The organism is Achromobacter sp. ES-001 (assembly GCF_019448355.1).
Classification (GTDB): domain Bacteria; phylum Pseudomonadota; class Gammaproteobacteria; order Burkholderiales; family Burkholderiaceae_B; genus Achromobacter; species Achromobacter spanius_B.
In genome coordinates this window covers 4,150,448-4,167,301 of sequence record NZ_CP079940.1, presented here as the reverse complement: position 1 = coordinate 4,167,301, position 16,854 = coordinate 4,150,448, and the positions used below count along the sequence as shown (strand labels likewise).

The window sequence follows — 16,854 nt, the reverse complement described above, 5'->3', positions numbered from 1 at the left end:
CACGGGACGGCGGCGGAATCCGACATGATCATGACAGCGACCATTGAATTCGGCGGTGACGGCGACAAGGACTTTGCCTCGTCGAACCGCTTCCAGGAAGTCAAGACGGCGGCGTACGAGCACCTGCTGTCGCGCATCGAAGAACTGGGCGCCGAGTTCGGCCGCTGGGCGCGATCGGCCATCCAGGAGTTCGTCGATATCGAGGTCGCAAGCTTTGTACGCTTGCGGCGCGTGCCGATCAACGAAGGCGAAATGCGCCTGATCGCCGAGGCGCTGACCAAGGAACTGGCCGGCCTGGGGCCGCTGGAAGACCTGCTTGCCGATCCGGCCGTCGAAGACATCCTGATCAACGGTTACGACAACGTGTTCGTTTCGCGGCGCGGGGTGCTGGCGCGCGAGACGCTGCGCTTTACCGATAACCAGCATGTGCTGCGCATCGTGCGCCGCATTCTTGCGCCCATCGGCCGGCGGCTGGACGAGTCCAGCCCCATGGTGGACGCGCGCTTGCCCGATGGCGGCCGGCTTAACGTGGTGATCGAACCCTTGGCCGTGGATGGCCCGATGGTGTCGATCCGCAAGTTTCGCCAGGACCCGCTCAAGCCCGCCGACCTGCTGACGCTGGGCACCTTTGACGAAGACATCTACCGGCTGCTGCATGAAGCCGTGAAGAACCGTTGCAACGTGCTGGTATCGGGCGGCACCAGCTCGGGCAAGACTTCGCTGTTGAATGCGCTGGCGTTCTTCATTCCGGAGACCGAGCGCGTGGTTACGGTGGAAGACACCGCCGAACTGTCGCTGAACCATCCGCACGTGGTGCGGCTGGAGTCGCGGCAGGGCGGCTTTGATGGCAGCGGCGCGGTCAGCATCCGCGAATTGATCCGCAACAGCTTGCGCATGCGGCCCGACCGCGTGGTGGTGGGCGAAGTGCGCGGCGCGGAAGTCATGGACATGCTGCAAGCGATGAACACCGGCCATGAAGGGTCGATGGCTACCATCCACGCGAACTCACCGCGCGAATGCCTGTACCGGATCGAAATGCTGGCGGGCTTTGCGGGATTTCAGGGCAGCGAAGACAGCCTGCGCCGTCAGATCGCCAGCGCGCTGGACTTCATCGTGCAGATCGGCCGGCTGTCTAACGGCAAGCGGCGCGTGCTGTCGGTGACCGAAGTCACCGGCATGGGCGACAACGTCATCTCGACGCAGGAACTGTACCGCCACGAAACCTTCACCACGCCCGAGGGCGAAGAGAAAGACCGCTGGAACTGGCTGGGCATACACCCGCACACGCCCAAGCTGGCGAAGCTGCGCAACGAGCAGCGCGTGAACGACAACCCGCCCGGCGACAACGATGGCGGCGGCGGCTTCTGGAGCCGGAGGCGCTGATGCAAGACGCTTTGATCCTGGGGGCACTGGCGCTGGTGATGGCTTCGGGCGCGGTGCTGCTTTGGCGACATGCCAACAGCGGCGCCCGGCGCGCGGCCAGCTCTGCGTTCCTGGAAAACCAGCTCAAGCGCGGCCGGGAAGCGCCGGAAGAAACGCCATTCGCCGAGGGCGGGCGCGCGATGCGCAGCGGGTTTTCCAGCTGGGACCGGCTGCTGTTGCTGGCCGGCGTGCGCCAAAGCCCGGGCTTCTATTTACGCACGGCGGTGCCCGTGGTGCTGGGCGCGGTGCTGGCCTGGGTGTTCCTGGGGCCGCTGTCGGGCGTTGTGTCCTTCGTGATGCTGGCCGTGCTGATGTACTTCCTGCTGTGGCTGCGCGCCGACAAGCGGCGGCGCCGGATGATTGCGCAGCTGCCCGCCTTCCTGGACAACATCGTGCGCCTGATCACCATCGGCAACAGCATGGGCGCCGCGTTCCAGACGGCCGCCGCCACCACCGACCAACCGCTGCTGGAAGTGGTGGAAACGGCGGCCAGCCTGAGCCGCTCGGCCAAGGAACTGGACGCGGCGCTGGTACAGGTGTCGCGCATGTATGGCTTGAAAGAGTTGTACATGGTGGCCGCCGTGGTGTCGCTGGCGATGCGCTTTGGCGGACGCAGCGACCAGGTGCTGGAGCGCATGGCCGCGTTCATGCGCGACGTGGCGCAGGCGCGCAATGAATTGTCGGCAAGCTCGGCGGAAGTGCGCCTGTCGGCGTGGATCCTGGCGCTGCTGCCGGTGGGAATCGCCGGCTTCATCATCGTGGCGAACAACAAGCTTTTCATGGGCCTGTGGGAAGACCCCTTGGGCTTCAAGATGCTGCTGACGGCCGTGGTGCTGCAAATTGGCGGCTGCTATTGGCTGTATCGCATGGCCAAGTCGATTTAAGGGAAGGCAACTATGCGGATGCTGCAATCCTGGGATGTCTCTACCGTGCTGGCGGCGGCGCTGATGCTGGTGGCCGCCGCGCTGCTGGTGCTGGGCGTCAGCATGGCGCGCCGGCTGCGCGGGCAGGGCCGTAGCCGTCAGGTGATCGATCAGGCGCTGGCCACGCGCCAGGGCGGTGCGGCCGCAGCCGCGGCGGCCGCGACGGCCGACACAAGCCGGGGCCGTTTTTCGTCGGCGGCGCGGGTGGCCGATGCGTTCGGCAAGCGCCTGAGCGAAGGGCGCCTGGCCGACACGTTGCTGGCCGCCGAAGACCGCAAGATGGTCGACATGGCGGGCTATGCCAATACCGGCACGGCGCGCTCGCGCTTTGTCGCGGCGCGCTTCGGGTTGGCCATTGCGCTGCCCATCGTGGCGGTGGTGATCGACCTGCGCAAGCATCTGACCGATTCCTCGATGGGCGTCTTCATCGCCGCATTCTTCGGCTTTGCCATCGGCTACATGCTGCCCAAATGGGTGGTCAGCCGCCGCCTGGCGCGCCGCAAGCGCATGGCCGGCGATGAGCTGCCGCTGCTGATCGACCTGCTGCGCTTGCTGCAAGGGGTGGGCTTGTCCATCGACCAGAGCATGCAGGTGCTGATCAAAGAGTTCGCGCAGGTCTTGCCGGTGCTGTCGTACGAATTGCGCCTGGCCTCTGAACTGTATGTGCGTGGGCGCACGCGCGAGCAATCGCTGGCGCGGCTGGCCACGGGGTTTGATAACGACGACCTGTCGGCCATTTGCCGGCTGATCGCGCAGGTGGATCAGCATGGCGGCGCCGTGCAAGAACCGTTGAACCGGTTTGGCGAACGCCTGCGCGACAAGCGCCGGCTGGAACTGAAAGAGAAAGTGGGCAAGACCACCGTGAAGATGACGGGGGTCATGATCGTGACGCTGTTGCCCGCCCTGTTGATCGTGACGGGCGGCGCGGGGTTTATCGCGGTATTGCGTGGCATGTCACGCATGGGGGGCATGTAATGGCGGGCGTGATCAAGAAGGGTGGGGGCAGTAACGGCGGGGGCGCCTTGCGGTGGACCCTGGTGGCGGCGGCCGTGGCGGCCGGCGCGGGCTTGACCGGATGCAAGACCAATAGCGCGGAATCGGCGTGGCAGCTGATCCAGCAGCAACAGCAGGAACAGGCGCTGGCGCGCCAGAAGGAAGACGACGCGGACGCCAAGCGGCGTCCGAAAGAGCCTGAGATGATGCTGTCGCTGATTGCCGAGGCGCAGCGCCAAGAGCGCTATTTCGCGTCGCTGGCGTATATCGACGCGTATCAGCAGAAGTTCGGCAACGATGCGCGGGTGGCGGTGCTGCGCGCCGAGGCCTTGCGCCAGACCGGGCAGACGGCCATGAGCGAGCAAGCCTATCGCGCCTTGCTGTCCACCGATCAGGCGGCCGATGGCTGGCATGGCCTGGGCTTGATTGCCGGGGCGCGGGGGCAGTTCGATCAGGCCGCCGACGACTTTGCGCGCGCCGCCAAGCTGTCACCCATGGACGCGCGCATTCTGGGCGACCTGGGTTATGCGCGGCTGCGCGCCGGCGACCCGGCGGGCGCGCGTGTGCCCTTGGGGCAGGCGGCCGAGCTTGCGCCCGACAACGCCAAGGTGCTTGCCAATCTGGCGGTGCTGTTGCTGGTGGAAGGCGAGCCGGTGCGCGCGCAACGGCTGATGGACCAGGCCAAGCTTGGTGACGAGGCGCGCGGACAGGTGCTGCGCATGGCCTCGGACATCCGCGTGCAGCGGCCCCCGATGCCGGCATCCACGTCCACTTCCACGTCCACGTCCACATCCGCCGCCGTGCCCGTGGCGGCCGATGCGTCAACGACTCGCGTGTCCAGCGGCGGCGGCATTGTCCTGCCGGTGATGAGTCCGTTGATGGATGGCCTGGGCAATGGGCCCATCGTGCGCTAACCCGAATCAGGAACGATATCCATGTCCACGACCCGCTATTTCGCATCCCGCGCTTTGCCCTCGGCAGTGGCTTGCGCACCGGCACTTGCCTCGCCTGCTGCATCGCTTTTCGCATTACCTTTCGCATTGCCTTCCGCGTTGAGCATCACGCTGATGGCAGCGCTGGCCGTGCTGGCCCCCATGTCGTCTTTGGCGCAGTCGAACGCGCCCTTGACCGGTGGTATGTCGGGCGGCGCAGCCGCCAGTGCACCCGCGCAGCCATTGCCGCAAGCGCAGCTGCCCGCTCGCCCCGTGGTGCAACAGGTGCAAAGCCCCATGCCGCAGCCGGGCACGGCGGCAACGACCCCGGCGACATCCACGACCCCAGGCGCCCAAAGCGCCCAGGCAGCGCAGGCGGCCGCGCCCGAAGAAGCGTTTGGCGACGTCACCCGTGGGCTGCTCGCCGCGCAGGCCGATGGCCGCCGCGCAGGCAATGCCTTGCCCGTGCTGGGGCCCGTCTCCACGGCCGCGTGGAACCGCTATCTGGAGAGCTTCTCGCATCCCATCCCGGAATATTTCCAGAAGCGGGTCGAAACCAAAAACACCAACTGACCCGCGCCCACCCCGTTGCCAGCTGATGGCAACTTCAGGATTGCCCGATCATGCCTGCCCCAGTCCAACCCTTTTGTCGTGTGTCCCTGTCGCGCCAGCGCGGCAGCATGGCCGTCGCCGTGGTATTCGCGGTGTTGGTCGGCTTGGCGATGTTGGGCGTGGCGCAGTTGGGCTACGGCTACTACATGAAGCGCGAGATCCAGAAGGCAGCGGACCTGGCCGCCTTGACGGCCGTGCAGGTGCTGGGCATGGGCTCGGCCGCCGACTGCACCCGCGCCACGTCGGCCGGCAAGGCCTCGGCGCTGGCAAACGTGCCCAACATTTTCGACACCTTCACCGCGGCCGACATCACGGTGCAATGCAAGCTGTGGGATTCCACCCGAGCCGACGCGTCGGGCATGCACGTATTCGATCCGGCCAGCGGCCAGGCGCTGAATGCGGTGCGCCTGACCATCCGCAAGGAATTGGCCAGTTTGTTCGGCACCTTGGGCTTGAGCACCACCGTCTCGGTGAATGCGGTGGCGACCAATACTCAACCCGTTGCGGCCTTCATGGTCGGTTCGCGCCTGTTGCGCTTGCAACGCGGCGGCCTGCTGTCGCAGCTGTTGTCGACGGTAGGCGCCACCCCCACGCAGCTGGACGTGCTGGACGCGGCCGGGTTGGCCAGCGTCAACATCACGCCGTCGGGCTTGCTCAAGGCGCTGGGCCTGCCGCTGTCGGTCGCCACGGGCGTGGGCACGCCGGCTGAATTGGCCGCCGTCAATAACCTGACGCTGGGTCAATTGCTGCAAGCCACCCTTACCGTCGTCAACCAAAGCGGTACCGCGGGCGCCGATGTCGGCCTGGTCAGCAACGCCATCAACACGGTGCTGGCAGTGATGCCGCTGAACCTGCCGGTCAAGCTGTTCGGCAATGGCGGCGTGTTGAACCTGGCGGTGGTGGGCGGGGACGCGACCGGCGCGCTGTCGGCTAACGTCAACGCGCTGAACGTGCTGGAAACCGCGCTGGTGGTGGCCAACGGACAAAACCTGATCAACCTGGGGCTTAGCGTGCCGCTGCTTGGCGTGGACGCGCGCGTGCGCGTAGTCGAACCGCCCACGCTGGCTGTTGGCGGTATCGGCACGCAGGCCACCAGCGCGGGCATCCGCGTCTACCTGCGCGTCAGCACCAGCAATATTCCGCTGGTGGGGCCGTTGCTGGCGAACACGTTGGGTACCAAGGTCGATCTGCCCATCATCATCGATGTGGCGCAGTCCACCGGCACGCTGACCAACCTGTGCCAGGCGCCGCCGACCCAGCCTCAGGCCACCATTGCCGTGACCTCGTCGTTGGCGAATATCTGCCTGGGGCGCTTTCCCGGCATGACGTCCAGCACCGACCAGACCGCCGCCAACTTCGTGTCACTGACCAACAGCTGCCAGCCCGGCGCGTTTGCGGCCATCCAACGCCATCAGGTGTTGAACGTGCTGGGCATTCTGCCGTTGACTGCCAAGGTGACCTTGCCCGTGTTCAATTCCACCGCGCCGGTGTCGGTAACGTTGACTGAGCCTCCGGGCACACCGTCCACACAGACCGTCACCGCCACGTCCGTGAACCTGGGTGCGCTGGCCTCGAACCTGTCCGACGCCGTCGTCGGCGGCATTTTGGGCGATCTGTACAGCACGGGAACCCCCCTGTCCGCCGCGGACCGCACGGCGCTGGCCACCAGCCTGGTGGGCGGGGGCGGCAGCAGCGCGGGCAAGTCGATCACGCAGGTCTACAACGACATGCAGTGGTCCACGACCGCGCTCAACCAGCTAAGCACCAGGCTGACCACGGGCGGCCTGACGGGCGTGCTGGGCGGCACGCTGCAACTGGTCGGCAACATCCTGACGTCCCTGCTGGTGGCACCCCTGAATGACGTGGTGTGCGCGCTGGGGCTTACCCCCAGCGCCATCCGCACTTGCCGGATCAATTCGGTGGCCGCGCAGGCGCTCAGTGGAAGCTCGCAGGTGGGCGGGGTGCTGTCCATCGTGGTGAACCTCTTGCAGCCGGTGCTGGCACCCCTGTCCGCCGCGCTGCAACAGTTGCTGGACCTGCTGGGTATCAGCGTGGGCCAGACCGATGTGTCGCTGCTGTCCGTGGATTGCGGGCAGCCCCGCCTGGTGTACTGATGAAGATGCCTTTGATCACCGTTCAATCCTTGCCGGCAGGGTTGCTGCCATGACTCAGAAATTCGCCCGTGACGAGTTCGATCTGTACGTCTGGGAAGGCACGTCCGACATCGCCAGCCGCGCCGAGCGCTGCCTGGCCGGCATGGACGTGACGCTGGTGCGCGCGGACGTGGGCACCGCATTCCCGCCGCCGCGCGACCCAGGCCGCCCGGCCGTCGCCCTGGTGTCGGTGTCGGTCATGGGGGACAACCGGTTCAGCGGCTACGACTGGTTGTCGGCGCAGGCCATGCCGGTGATCTGGGTGTCCGCCGAAACGCGTGGCCGCGATCCTCGCTACTACCCGCCCGAATATTCCTACACCTTGCCGCTGTCGTTCACCACGGCTGACCTGCGCAAGCTGCTGTATGAATTGCTGGGCACGCTGGAGCAGTTCAGCCGGTCCGCGCCCAAGCGCGAGCAACCCCTGATTGCGGTGTCCGAACCCATGCGCGCGCTGCTGGCCGAAGCCGAGATGTTTGCCGATTGCCGCAGCAATGCGCTGATCCACGGCGAAACCGGCGTCGGCAAAGAGCGCATCGCGCGCCTGCTGCACGACCGCGCGGCCTGGTCCGATGGCCCCTTCGTGGCGGTCAACTGCGGCGCCATCCCGGAAGGCCTGTTCGAGGCGCATTTCTTCGGACATGCCAAGGGCGCGTTCACCGGCGCCGTGGGCGCGCACAAGGGCTATTTCGAACAAGCCAACGGCGGCACGCTGTTCCTGGATGAAATTGGCGACCTGCCGCTATACCAACAGGTGAAACTGCTGCGCGTGCTGGAGCAAAGCGCGGTGACCCGGCTGGGTTCCACCGTGGAAATTCCGGTGGATTTCCGCCTGGTCGCGGCAACCAACAAAGACCTGCGCGTGCTGGTGGGGCAGGACGAATTCCGGGCCGACCTCTATTACCGGCTGGCGGTGATCGAACTGCGCATTCCGAATCTTGAGCAGCGGGGCGGCGATGAAAAGATCGCCATATTCCGCGCGTTGCTGGCTCGCCTGGGCTGCGACGGCGAGCCCCCGGAATGGCTGCTGGACCGCGTGGCGCGCACGCGCTACGCCGGCAACGTGCGCGAACTGTCCAACGTGGCCGAGCGCGTGGCCATCATGCGCCGGCAATTCGGCGCCTGGGACGAATCGCGCATCGCGCGCATCTTCGATCAGATCGGGGAACCCCTGCGCGCCGCCAGCACGCTGTGCGAGCCACCGGTATTCACCGACGCCGAGCGGGCCGAACGCGCCCGCATCCTGGCGGCGCTGGACGTTAACGGCTGGCGCCGGCAAGACACCGCGAACACGCTGGGCATCAGCCGCAAAGTGCTGTGGGAAAAGATGCGCAAGCTGCATCTGGGCGGCGGGCAGGGCGAAACGGCGGAGGGCGTCGTGGAGGCCTCCTGATCCTGCAATTGGGGAAGCCCCCTAGGGGGCGACAGATCGTTCGCGGCCTATGTAAGCAGATCAACCGTGAGCGAAATAAATTGCTATAGTTCCGCAACGATTTTTTTGGGGAAGGCATGAACGTCCAATTTATCCGTGCCGCCACACGCATGGCGCTGTTAGGCACGGCGTTGTCCGGCCTGGCGGCGTGCGCCAGCGCTCAATCCGAAGCGCCACGGCCCACGGTTAAGCAGGTCGAAGATACCAAGGCGGCTGACGCCCCGGTAACCCCGCCCGTGACCCCGCCCGCAGCGCCCGCCCGACCTGCGTCCACGGTGGCCGAACTGCAAGGCCTGATCCAGGCGCGCCAGGTGTCCGAGCTGCGCACGGCCTACAACGGCACGTATGGCGCCAGCCTGTTGTTCAAGCCCGACGACCTGACCTATTACGTGGCGCTGTTTCAACAGAAGGATTTTTGGCGCGTGCTGAAGACGGTGTCTGAAAAGCAGGCCGAATCCACCTACCGCGCGTTCGCCGCGCAATCGGCGGACCTGGCTGAAGTGGACATCAAGCGCATCAAGCTGCAAGCCGAATATGCGCATGCCGAAAAGCTGCTGGCCAGCCGTAGCGAGCAACTGAGCACGCTGCAAGCCGACCGTACGCTGCGCATGCAGCAGGAACAGCAAGTGGCCGCGCGCCAGGAACAGTCGCGCCAGGAAGCCACGGCGCTGGCCGACCAGCAAAAGGACGTACGCCAGCAGCTGCGTGATTTGCAGCGCCAGATCGATGCGCTTCAGGCCCAGCAAGCCCAGATCGACGGCGGCCCGGGCGCCAAGCGCGGCAAGTAATCGCGCGCTATTGCCAAGACGGGCCTGCGGGCCCGTTTTTCTTGGCCAGGCGGTAATGACCCCGCGCATTTCAGGGGATAGTGGGGTGGCTGGCCGGATACTTGTATTCTTGCCGCAGACCCCCATATGGCAACCATGGCTCTTAAAGTTTTTGACCTCCAGTGCGAACACAACCACGTATTCGAAGGCTGGTTCGGCTCGCACGAAGACTACGACGCGCAACAGGCGCGTGGCCTGGTTACGTGCCCCGTTTGCGGGTCGGCCAGCATCACCAAGCGTTTGTCGGCGCCGCGCTTGAATGTGTCGCATCTGCACGCGCCGGCCAGTCCGCCCGCCGTGCCCGCGGGCGCCTCGGACGCCGAGAAAATGGCCGCGGTGCAGGCCATCGTGATGAAACAGGTGCGCGCGTTGCTGCGCAACACTGAAAACGTCGGCCCGCGCTTTGCCGAAGAAGCGCGCCGCATCCACGAGGGCGACGCCGACGAGCGCCCGATACGCGGCACGGCCACGCCGGAAGAACGCGCCGCGCTGGTCGAAGACGGCATCGAAGTCATGGCCGTGCCGGACTTTCTGGACGACGAGCGCCTGCAATAACGCTTGCGGTGGTCAACAAAAAAAAGCCAGGCCCGCGAATTGCGGGCCTGGCTTTTTCGTACCTGCTACCGGATCAGATTACTGAACGCGGCTGCGGTATTCGTTCGTGCGGGTGTCGATTTCGATCTTGTCGCCGATGGCGCAGAACAGCGGCACGTTCAGTTCGTAGCCGGTGTTGATCTTGGCCGGCTTGGTGACCTTGCCCGAGGTATCGCCACGCACGGCGGGTTCGGTGTAGGTGATTTCGCGAACGATCGTGGTGGGCAGTTCAACCGAGATGGCGCGGCCGTCGTAGAAGACCACTTCCACGGGCATCGCTTCTTCCAGGTAGTTCAGGGCGTCGCCCATGCTTTCCGCTTCGATTTCGTACTGGTTGTACTCTTCGTCCATGAAGACGTACATCGGGTCGCCGAAGTAGGAGTACGTGCACTCCTTGCGATCCAGTTGCACCACTTCGAACTTTTCGTCGGCCTTGTAGACCGATTCGCTGGCCGAGGCGGTCAGCAGGTTCTTGAACTTCAGCTTCACAACAGCAGCGTTACGGCCAGACTTGTTGTATTCGGCTTTTTGGACCACGAGGGGATCCTTGCCGACCATGACCACGTTGCCGACTCGCAATTCCTGAGCGGTTTTCATCGATAAAACTCCGGGGGGTAGGTGCACTCGCCGTGCTTGCAAAAAGCCGCATGGCTTGCGGCTTCGTGCACACCCCGGGAGGCGTCATAGTTGAGGCCCGACAAATCCAGGGCGACTCAGAAAACTCTCTATTCTAACGTTTCTTGGCCAAGTCTGCGCAAAAGTCGGCCAGATTTTCGGCCAGATCCGGCTGCGCGGCCTGGCTTGCGTCCCAGGTTCGGGCGGCGTCCTGCCATGCCGCCCACGCGTCCGGTGCCAGCGCCGTCGTCATGGCGGCCCGAGTTTGCCCAGTCTCTGGCTGGTTCCAGGCGCGGATCAAGGCTTGCGCGGTATCCGGGGCCGGATAGCGGGCCAGCCAGGCTTCCAGCTTTTCCAGATGCACGTTCTGGTCCTGGGGATAGATTTGCCACACCAGGGGGCGCGCGGCCCAGGCGGCACGGATGAACGAGTCTTCGCCGCGCACGAAATTCATGCCCGACAGCCACAGCACGCGGTCAAAGTCGGGCTGGGCCACGAAGGGCAGGCGCGCCAGCAAAGGGGCGCCGGGCGCTTGGCAGGCGGCCTCAAGGCCGGGGGCAACGCCCTCGGGCGCCAGCAGCACGCATGGCCGGGAGTCGGCCGCCAGGGCGCGGACCAGATCGCCTGCGGGCGCCGTGGGATAACAGAACAGCGATACCGTACGCGCGCCGTCCTGGCGGTGCGCGAGCACGGCGTCCGACACGCCCAGCGACCGTAAAAACCCGTTTTGCTGGTCCATTGACGCTTGCAGCGCGTCACGTTCGGCGCTTAAACCCGGTTCGCGCAACAGGCCGCCCGTGGCCGCGGTGAACCCGGGAAAGAAAAAGTGTTTGACCAGCCCGTCCGGCCGCTGCGAGGGCAGGCCGTGGCAGCTTTCCACCCAGGCTTCGGCGCTTAGATATTCCAGGTTGATCCAGGCTGGATGCACCCGTTGCATGCTTTGCAGAAACGCCTCGGGCGGGTCGCAGGCAAAGGCTTCGATGACCACATCCCGAGCGGTCAGGGTGGGATCGGGCGTGTCGGACCAGTGGACGATGTCCACGCCGGCCAGCGCTTGGCGCGGGGCGTCGGGGGCGATGCCCGGCTGAATGCGGGCAAAGCTGGCCAGGTCGTCTACCCACAGGCGCACGTCCCAGCCGCGGCCGGCGGCCAGCCGGCGCGCCAGCCGCCAGCAGACGCCGATGTCGCCATAGTTATCGACGACTCGGCAAAAGATGTCTGCTTGCATGGCGGCCTGGTGAAACTAGTGGAACTTTGCCGGCGCGGCTTCGGCGTCCTCGGGCAGTTCGGCGTGCACCAGTTCGCCCAAGGGGTTGGGGAAGTAGGGCGCGCCGCAGTCTTCGCAGTATTCCGCCGGCAGCACGCCGGGGATGCGGCGCAGTTCCGTCACGCCGTATTCCTTGAGCAAGGCGGCGATTTCGTCGACCACGTCGGGTTGGCCTTCGTCGGACGGCAGCTCTTCCTCTCGGCCATACAAAGGCCACACGCAGCCGTAGTAGACGTCGTTGCTGCTGCGCGCCGTGAAGCTGATGCGGTATTCGTCGATGCGGTTTTCGCCACAGCCGGCCACGACCGCGCGCAATTGCGAGGCTTCCAGGTTGACCGCGCCTTCCAGCCAACTGACGGCCGCGCGCAAGGACAAGGGGCGCACGCGGCGGTCGGCCTCGCGGTTGCTGACGTAGTAGGCGTCGGGCAGCAGGGCTTCGAAGCCGCAGCCGGGCATCAGGGCGGCCAGCGTGGGTTGCGCCTGGGCGGCCCATTGTTGCTGGCACGCATCGCGCGTGGCATCGGCGTCGCCCAGGCTTTCCTGCCAACGGAAGATCGGTGCGTTTTCAGGCACCGCCACCGCGCCGATGATGTAGCGCGTGTCGGCCAGCATGTTGGCGGTTTCGATCTCGGTGTTCAGCGCGGGCTTGGTGGTTTCCGCGCCCAGGGCTTGCGAGCCCAGGCGTTGCAGCCACTGCCAGGTTTCGCCGAACGTGCGCGGCATCTGGTCCACGCTGACCAGCACCGGCATCAGCGCGGTGCGCGCCTGGCTGGACAGCACGTGGCCGTGCAACTGCGCCAGCAGCGCCTGCTGGGCGCTGGCGGAAACGGGGCCGGTGGGGATGGCGTAGCGCGTCCAGGCGACGATTGGTGCAACGATCAGCAATACGTCGTACACCACGCCGTTTTTCTCGATCTTCATCGACTCGGACAGCGTTTCGGCCTGTTCGATCAAGACTTCGTAGGCGCCGATGTCGCTTTGCGCCAGGTGGTCCAGGGCCGCTTCCAGCGGGGCGTCCTGCCCAGCCTTGAGCAGCTTGGGAATCGCTTCGCCAAGCTGGTTCTCCCAAAACACGTCTTCAACGCGGCTGCCCGAGCGGTTAAGCGATTGGGCCAGCGCCACCAAACGGGTGGCGTCGCGGGTCATGCGGGGAGCGGATTGGCTGCGGGTTCGGGCCATAACTTCGAGGGACGTCCAGTAAGTGTGTAACGACGTAGTTTACCGCTCGCGGCCCATCGCGGCGTTGTCGCATTGGTTTCCGACTTCAGAGCCCCGCACAGCGCTGCCTGCGGGCGCATTGCCGGCATTGATGCCGTATCGGCAACAGAGCATCCCCCTGACGGGGGTTTATTGCTGATTGGGAATATTCGACAATTCCTCATCGAATTTATCTACAGGAGGCTGCGCCATGCGTTGGCCTACGCTTTTTATTTCCCACGGCTCGCCAATGCTGGCCGTTGAACCCGGGCGCACCGGCCCCGTGCTGACGGCATGGAGCCAGGCGCAAGGCCGCAAGCCGCGCGGCATCCTGGTCGTGTCGCCGCACTGGATGGGCGAAGGGCTGGCGCTGTCCACGCGCGACCGGCAAGTGGCGTGGCACGACTTTGGCGGTTTTCCGCCCGAGCTGTATGCGCTGCAATACGCGGCCCCCGGCTCGCCCGAACTGGCCGACCGTGTCCAGGCGGTGCTGGCCGAATCGGGTATCGCCGCCGATCGCGACCCGCGCCGCCCGCTGGACCATGGCGCGTGGGTGCCGCTGCGCTACCTGTACCCCGACGTTGATGTGCCGGTGGTGCAGCTGTCGCTGGACATGGGGCGCGACGCGGCCGGTCAACTGGCTTTGGGCCGCGCGCTGGCACCGCTGCGTGATGAAGGCATTCTGATCATCGGGTCGGGTTCGCTGACGCACAATCTGCGCGATGTCCGCATGCCGCAAAGCGCGCCGCCCGTGTCGTACGTGCCAGGATTTCAGGCGTGGTACGCGCGTAACCTGGCCGAACACAACGTGCCGGCGCTGCTGGACTGGCAGGCGCAGGCGCCCGGCGCATTGCAGGCCCATCCGCACGACGATCATTTGATGCCGTTGTACGTAGCGCTGGGAGCGGGCGGCGACGATGCCCGCGCCACCCGCCTGAACGACGAAATTTCGTACGGGGCGTTGGCGATGGACGCGTATCAGTTCGACGACTGATGCTGCACGGGCAGGGCAGAGGCGGGGATCTATCGCCCCGGCCCAGACCATAAAAAAGCCCCGGAACTGTCAAGGTTCCGGGGCTTTTGTATCGCGCCCCGACTGAGGGGCGCGTCGCCCGTTAGGCAGCCAGCAGCTGGCGCAGCACGAAAGGCAGGATGCCGCCGTGCTGGTAGTAGTCGACTTCAATCGGCGTGTCGATGCGCAGCAGCACCGTCACGTCCTGCTTCGAACCGTCCTTGCGGGTGATCGTCAGCGTCACGTCCTGCATCGGCTTGATGCCGTTTTCCAGGCCCGAGATGTCGTACGTTTCTTCGCCGGTGATGCCCAGCGACTGCACGCTGTCCGTGCCCTTGAATTGCAGCGGCAGCACGCCCATGCCCACCAGGTTGCTGCGGTGGATACGTTCAAAGCTGCGCGTGATCACGGCCTTGACGCCCAGCAGCTGCGTGCCCTTGGCCGCCCAGTCGCGTGACGAGCCGGTGCCGTATTCCTCGCCGCCGAACACAACGGTGGGGGTGCCCTGGGCCACGTACTTCATGGCCGCGTCGTAGATGGACATCTGTTCGCCCGTGGGCTGGAACAGGGTCTCGCCGCCTTCGAAGCGGCTGCCATCGGGCAACGACGGAATCATCAGGTTCTTGATGCGCACGTTGGCAAAGGTGCCGCGCATCATGATTTCGTGGTTGCCGCGACGCGAGCCATAGCTGTTGAAATCGGCCTTCATCACGCCGTTTTCCTTCAGCCACTTGCCGGCCGGCGACGTTTCCTTGATGGAGCCGGCGGGCGAGATGTGGTCGGTGGTCACGGAATCACCAAACACGCCCAGCGCGCGCGCGCCCTTGACGGTGGGCATCGGGGCCGGCGTCATGTCGAAGCCTTCGAAGAAGGGCGGTTCGGCGATGTAGGTGGAGTCGGGCCAGTTGTAGGTATCGCCGGCCACGCCCTTGATGTTCTCCCACAGCTTGCCCGGGTTGCTCTTGACCTGGCCGTAGTTGGCCTCGAACACCTTCGGGTCCAGCGCGTGCTTCAGCAGCGCCTCGACTTCCTCGGACGTGGGCCAGATGTCGCCCAGCCAGACGTCGCCGTTCTTGCCACGGCCCACCGGTTCGGTCATCAGATCGCGCGTGACGGTGCCGGCCAGCGCGTACGCCACGACCAGCGGGGGCGAGGCCAGGAAGTTGGCCTTGATGTTCGGGTGGATACGCGCTTCAAAGTTGCGGTTGCCCGACAGCACCGCCGAGCACACCAGGTCGTTGCCGATGATGGCTTCGTTCAGGTCGGGCGTCAGGTCGCCCGCGTTGCCGATGCAGGTGGTGCAGCCGTAGGCGGCCACGTCAAAGCCCAGCTTTTCCAGGTAGGGCAACAGGCCCGTCTTGGTCAGGTAGTCGGTGACCACGCGGGATCCGGGGGCCAGCGACGTCTTGATGTGCTTGGGCACCTTCAGGCCGGCTTCCACGGCCTTCTTGGCCAGCAGGCCGGCGGCCAGCAGCACGTTCGGGTTCGACGTGTTGGTGCACGACGTGATGGCGGCAATCAGGATGTCGCCGTTCTTGATCTTGGTGCCGGCGCTGGTGGTGAACGTCTGGTTCAGCTTTTCGGCCGGCTGGTTGAAGCCGTTTTCGGCAACCGGCTTGGAGAACAGATCAATGAAGGTGTTCTTGACGTTGCCGATTTCGATGCGGTCTTGCGGGCGCTTCGGGCCGGCCAGCGACGGCGCGACGGTGGACAGGTCCAGCGTCAAGAGCTTGGTGAAGTTGATGTCCTGGGCGGCGGGGATGCCGAACATCTTCTGCGCCTTGAAGTAGGCCTCGAAGGCGGCGATTTCGTCTTCGGTGCGGCCCGTGCCACGGAAATAATCGATGGTGCGTTCGTCGACCGGGAAAAAGCCCATGGTCGCGCCGTATTCCGGGGCCATGTTGCCGATGGTGGCGCGTTCGGCCACGGTCAGGCTGGCGGTGCCTTCGCCGCAGAATTCAACGAATTTGCCCACCACTTTTTCACGGCGCAGCATTTCGGTGATGGTCAGCACCAGGTCGGTGGCGGTCACGCCGCCGCGCAATTGGCCCTTGAGTTCAACGCCGACCACGTCGGGCGTCAGGAAGTACACGGGCTGGCCCAGCATGCCGGCTTCGGCTTCGATGCCGCCCACGCCCCAGCCCACCACGCCAATGCCGTTGATCATCGTGGTGTGGCTATCCGTGCCCACCAGCGAATCGGGGTAATAGACATTGTTTTTCTTGTCCTGGTGCACGCCGCGCGCCAGGTATTCCAGGTTGACCTGGTGAACGATGCCAAAGCCCGGGGGCACGACGCCGAACGTGTCGAACGCCTGCATGCCCCACTTCATGAACTGGTAGCGCTCTTGGTTGCGCTTGAATTCCAGCTTCATGTTCAGGTCCAGCGCGTCCTTGGTGCCGAAGTAGTCGATCATCACCGAGTGGTCGACCACCAGGTCGACCGGTACCAGCGGTTCGATGCTCTTGGGGCTCTTGCCCATCTTGTCGGCCACGGAGCGCATGGCGGCGATATCGGCCAGCAGCGGCACGCCGGTGAAGTCCTGCAGCACCACACGGGCAACCACGAACGGGATTTCATCTTCACGGCGGGCGTTGGCCTGCCAGTTGGCAAGCTGTTTGACGTGCTCTTCGGTGACCTTCTTGCCGTCACAGTTGCGCAGCACGGATTCCAAAACGATGCGGATCGATACCGGGAGCCGCTGCACATCGATGCCAAGCGACTTGCCCAGCGCCGGCAGCGAATAGTACTGACAGGATTTATTGCCGATCTTGAAGTTCTTGAGGGTGTCTAGAGTGTTGTGCGGCATGATGGACTCCGTGGTTTTGCCCGGCTTTTTTTACCCAAGCGCAGGCGGCATTTTCTGGCGTTTTTG

The 16,854-nt window shown here is 65.2% G+C and carries 14 protein-coding genes; 10 read left to right on the top strand and 4 right to left on the bottom strand.

Annotated elements, in window-relative coordinates:
- Window positions 1-24 precede the first annotated feature (24 nt).
- From KYT87_RS18700 to KYT87_RS18660, 9 genes are all read left to right on the top strand, one after another.
- Complete coding sequence (locus KYT87_RS18700; protein ID WP_120156358.1) at window positions 25-1,383, top strand: CpaF family protein; 1,359 nt, start codon at window positions 25-27, stop codon at window positions 1,381-1,383.
- Entirely contained in the window at window positions 1,383-2,306 is a 924-nt protein-coding gene (locus KYT87_RS18695; RefSeq protein WP_104144282.1) for a type II secretion system F family protein, read from the top strand. The genes KYT87_RS18700 and KYT87_RS18695 overlap by 1 nt, the downstream gene beginning before the upstream one ends.
- 12 nt (window positions 2,307-2,318) lie before the next feature.
- A complete protein-coding gene (locus KYT87_RS18690) occupies window positions 2,319-3,320 on the top strand; it encodes a type II secretion system F family protein (RefSeq protein WP_046804082.1) in 1,002 nt (333 codons plus the stop codon).
- Window positions 3,320-4,252, top strand: a complete 933-nt coding sequence (locus KYT87_RS18685) for a tetratricopeptide repeat protein (RefSeq protein WP_255593294.1) — start codon at window positions 3,320-3,322, stop codon at window positions 4,250-4,252. The genes KYT87_RS18690 and KYT87_RS18685 overlap by 1 nt, the downstream gene beginning before the upstream one ends.
- A gap of 153 nt (window positions 4,253-4,405) precedes the next feature.
- Entirely contained in the window at window positions 4,406-4,843 is a 438-nt protein-coding gene (locus KYT87_RS18680; RefSeq protein ID WP_120157555.1) for a DUF3613 domain-containing protein, read from the top strand.
- 50 nt (window positions 4,844-4,893) lie between these two features.
- Complete coding sequence (locus KYT87_RS18675) at window positions 4,894-6,996, top strand: TadG family pilus assembly protein (protein WP_255593292.1); 2,103 nt, start codon at window positions 4,894-4,896, stop codon at window positions 6,994-6,996.
- 49 nt (window positions 6,997-7,045) lie between these two features.
- Window positions 7,046-8,428 (top strand): sigma 54-interacting transcriptional regulator, encoded by a 1,383-nt coding sequence (locus KYT87_RS18670; protein WP_219990563.1) that lies wholly within the window; start codon window positions 7,046-7,048, stop codon window positions 8,426-8,428.
- A gap of 116 nt (window positions 8,429-8,544) precedes the next feature.
- Window positions 8,545-9,255: a DUF2968 domain-containing protein gene (locus KYT87_RS18665; RefSeq protein ID WP_120156357.1), complete on the top strand. Its 711-nt coding sequence runs from the start codon at window positions 8,545-8,547 to the stop codon at window positions 9,253-9,255.
- A gap of 135 nt (window positions 9,256-9,390) precedes the next feature.
- Window positions 9,391-9,849 (top strand): DUF1178 family protein, encoded by a 459-nt coding sequence (locus KYT87_RS18660; protein WP_219990562.1) that lies wholly within the window; start codon window positions 9,391-9,393, stop codon window positions 9,847-9,849.
- A 78-nt stretch (window positions 9,850-9,927) separates the two neighbouring features.
- Here KYT87_RS18660 and efp read toward each other — a convergent pair whose 3' ends face one another.
- The 3 genes from efp to KYT87_RS18645 form a co-directional block, all read right to left on the bottom strand.
- A complete protein-coding gene (efp, locus tag KYT87_RS18655; protein WP_046804079.1) occupies window positions 9,928-10,485 on the bottom strand; it encodes an elongation factor P in 558 nt (185 codons plus the stop codon).
- Between the two features lie 133 nt (window positions 10,486-10,618).
- Entirely contained in the window at window positions 10,619-11,731 is a 1,113-nt protein-coding gene (earP, locus tag KYT87_RS18650) for an elongation factor P maturation arginine rhamnosyltransferase EarP (RefSeq protein WP_219990561.1), read from the bottom strand.
- A gap of 15 nt (window positions 11,732-11,746) precedes the next feature.
- Window positions 11,747-12,949, bottom strand: coding sequence for a DUF2863 family protein (locus KYT87_RS18645; RefSeq protein WP_046804077.1), 1,203 nt, complete (start codon window positions 12,947-12,949; stop codon window positions 11,747-11,749).
- Window positions 12,950-13,178: 229 nt separating this feature from the next.
- Here KYT87_RS18645 and KYT87_RS18640 point away from each other — a divergent pair, with 229 nt between their 5' ends.
- A complete protein-coding gene (locus KYT87_RS18640; RefSeq protein ID WP_082134420.1) occupies window positions 13,179-13,961 on the top strand; it encodes a class III extradiol ring-cleavage dioxygenase in 783 nt (260 codons plus the stop codon).
- A gap of 121 nt (window positions 13,962-14,082) precedes the next feature.
- On the opposite strand, the gene acnA is transcribed toward KYT87_RS18640, so the two are convergent.
- On the bottom strand, window positions 14,083-16,788 hold the full coding sequence (gene acnA, locus KYT87_RS18635) for an aconitate hydratase AcnA (protein WP_046804075.1): 2,706 nt from the start codon (window positions 16,786-16,788) through the stop codon (window positions 14,083-14,085).
- Window positions 16,789-16,854: the final 66 nt, after the last annotated feature.

Bases quoted from the DNA above. Each gene is read 5' to 3' on its own strand.
- earP (WP_219990561.1), bottom strand. From the start codon at position 11,731: ATGCAAGCAGACATCTTTTGCCGAGTCGTCGATAACTATGGCGACATC.
- KYT87_RS18660 (WP_219990562.1), top strand. From the start codon at position 9,391: ATGGCTCTTAAAGTTTTTGACCTCCAGTGCGAACACAACCACGTATTC.
- KYT87_RS18700 (WP_120156358.1), top strand. From the start codon at position 25: ATGATCATGACAGCGACCATTGAATTCGGCGGTGACGGCGACAAGGAC.
- KYT87_RS18690 (WP_046804082.1), top strand. From the start codon at position 2,319: ATGCGGATGCTGCAATCCTGGGATGTCTCTACCGTGCTGGCGGCGGCG.
- KYT87_RS18680 (WP_120157555.1), top strand. From the start codon at position 4,406: ATGGCAGCGCTGGCCGTGCTGGCCCCCATGTCGTCTTTGGCGCAGTCG.
- KYT87_RS18645 (WP_046804077.1), bottom strand. From the start codon at position 12,949: ATGGCCCGAACCCGCAGCCAATCCGCTCCCCGCATGACCCGCGACGCC.
- KYT87_RS18670 (WP_219990563.1), top strand. From the start codon at position 7,046: ATGACTCAGAAATTCGCCCGTGACGAGTTCGATCTGTACGTCTGGGAA.
- acnA (WP_046804075.1), bottom strand. From the start codon at position 16,788: ATGCCGCACAACACTCTAGACACCCTCAAGAACTTCAAGATCGGCAAT.
- KYT87_RS18695 (WP_104144282.1), top strand. From the start codon at position 1,383: ATGCAAGACGCTTTGATCCTGGGGGCACTGGCGCTGGTGATGGCTTCG.
- KYT87_RS18640 (WP_082134420.1), top strand. From the start codon at position 13,179: ATGCGTTGGCCTACGCTTTTTATTTCCCACGGCTCGCCAATGCTGGCC.
- efp (WP_046804079.1), bottom strand. From the start codon at position 10,485: ATGAAAACCGCTCAGGAATTGCGAGTCGGCAACGTGGTCATGGTCGGC.
- KYT87_RS18675 (WP_255593292.1), top strand. From the start codon at position 4,894: ATGCCTGCCCCAGTCCAACCCTTTTGTCGTGTGTCCCTGTCGCGCCAG.
- KYT87_RS18665 (WP_120156357.1), top strand. From the start codon at position 8,545: ATGAACGTCCAATTTATCCGTGCCGCCACACGCATGGCGCTGTTAGGC.
- KYT87_RS18685 (WP_255593294.1), top strand. From the start codon at position 3,320: ATGGCGGGCGTGATCAAGAAGGGTGGGGGCAGTAACGGCGGGGGCGCC.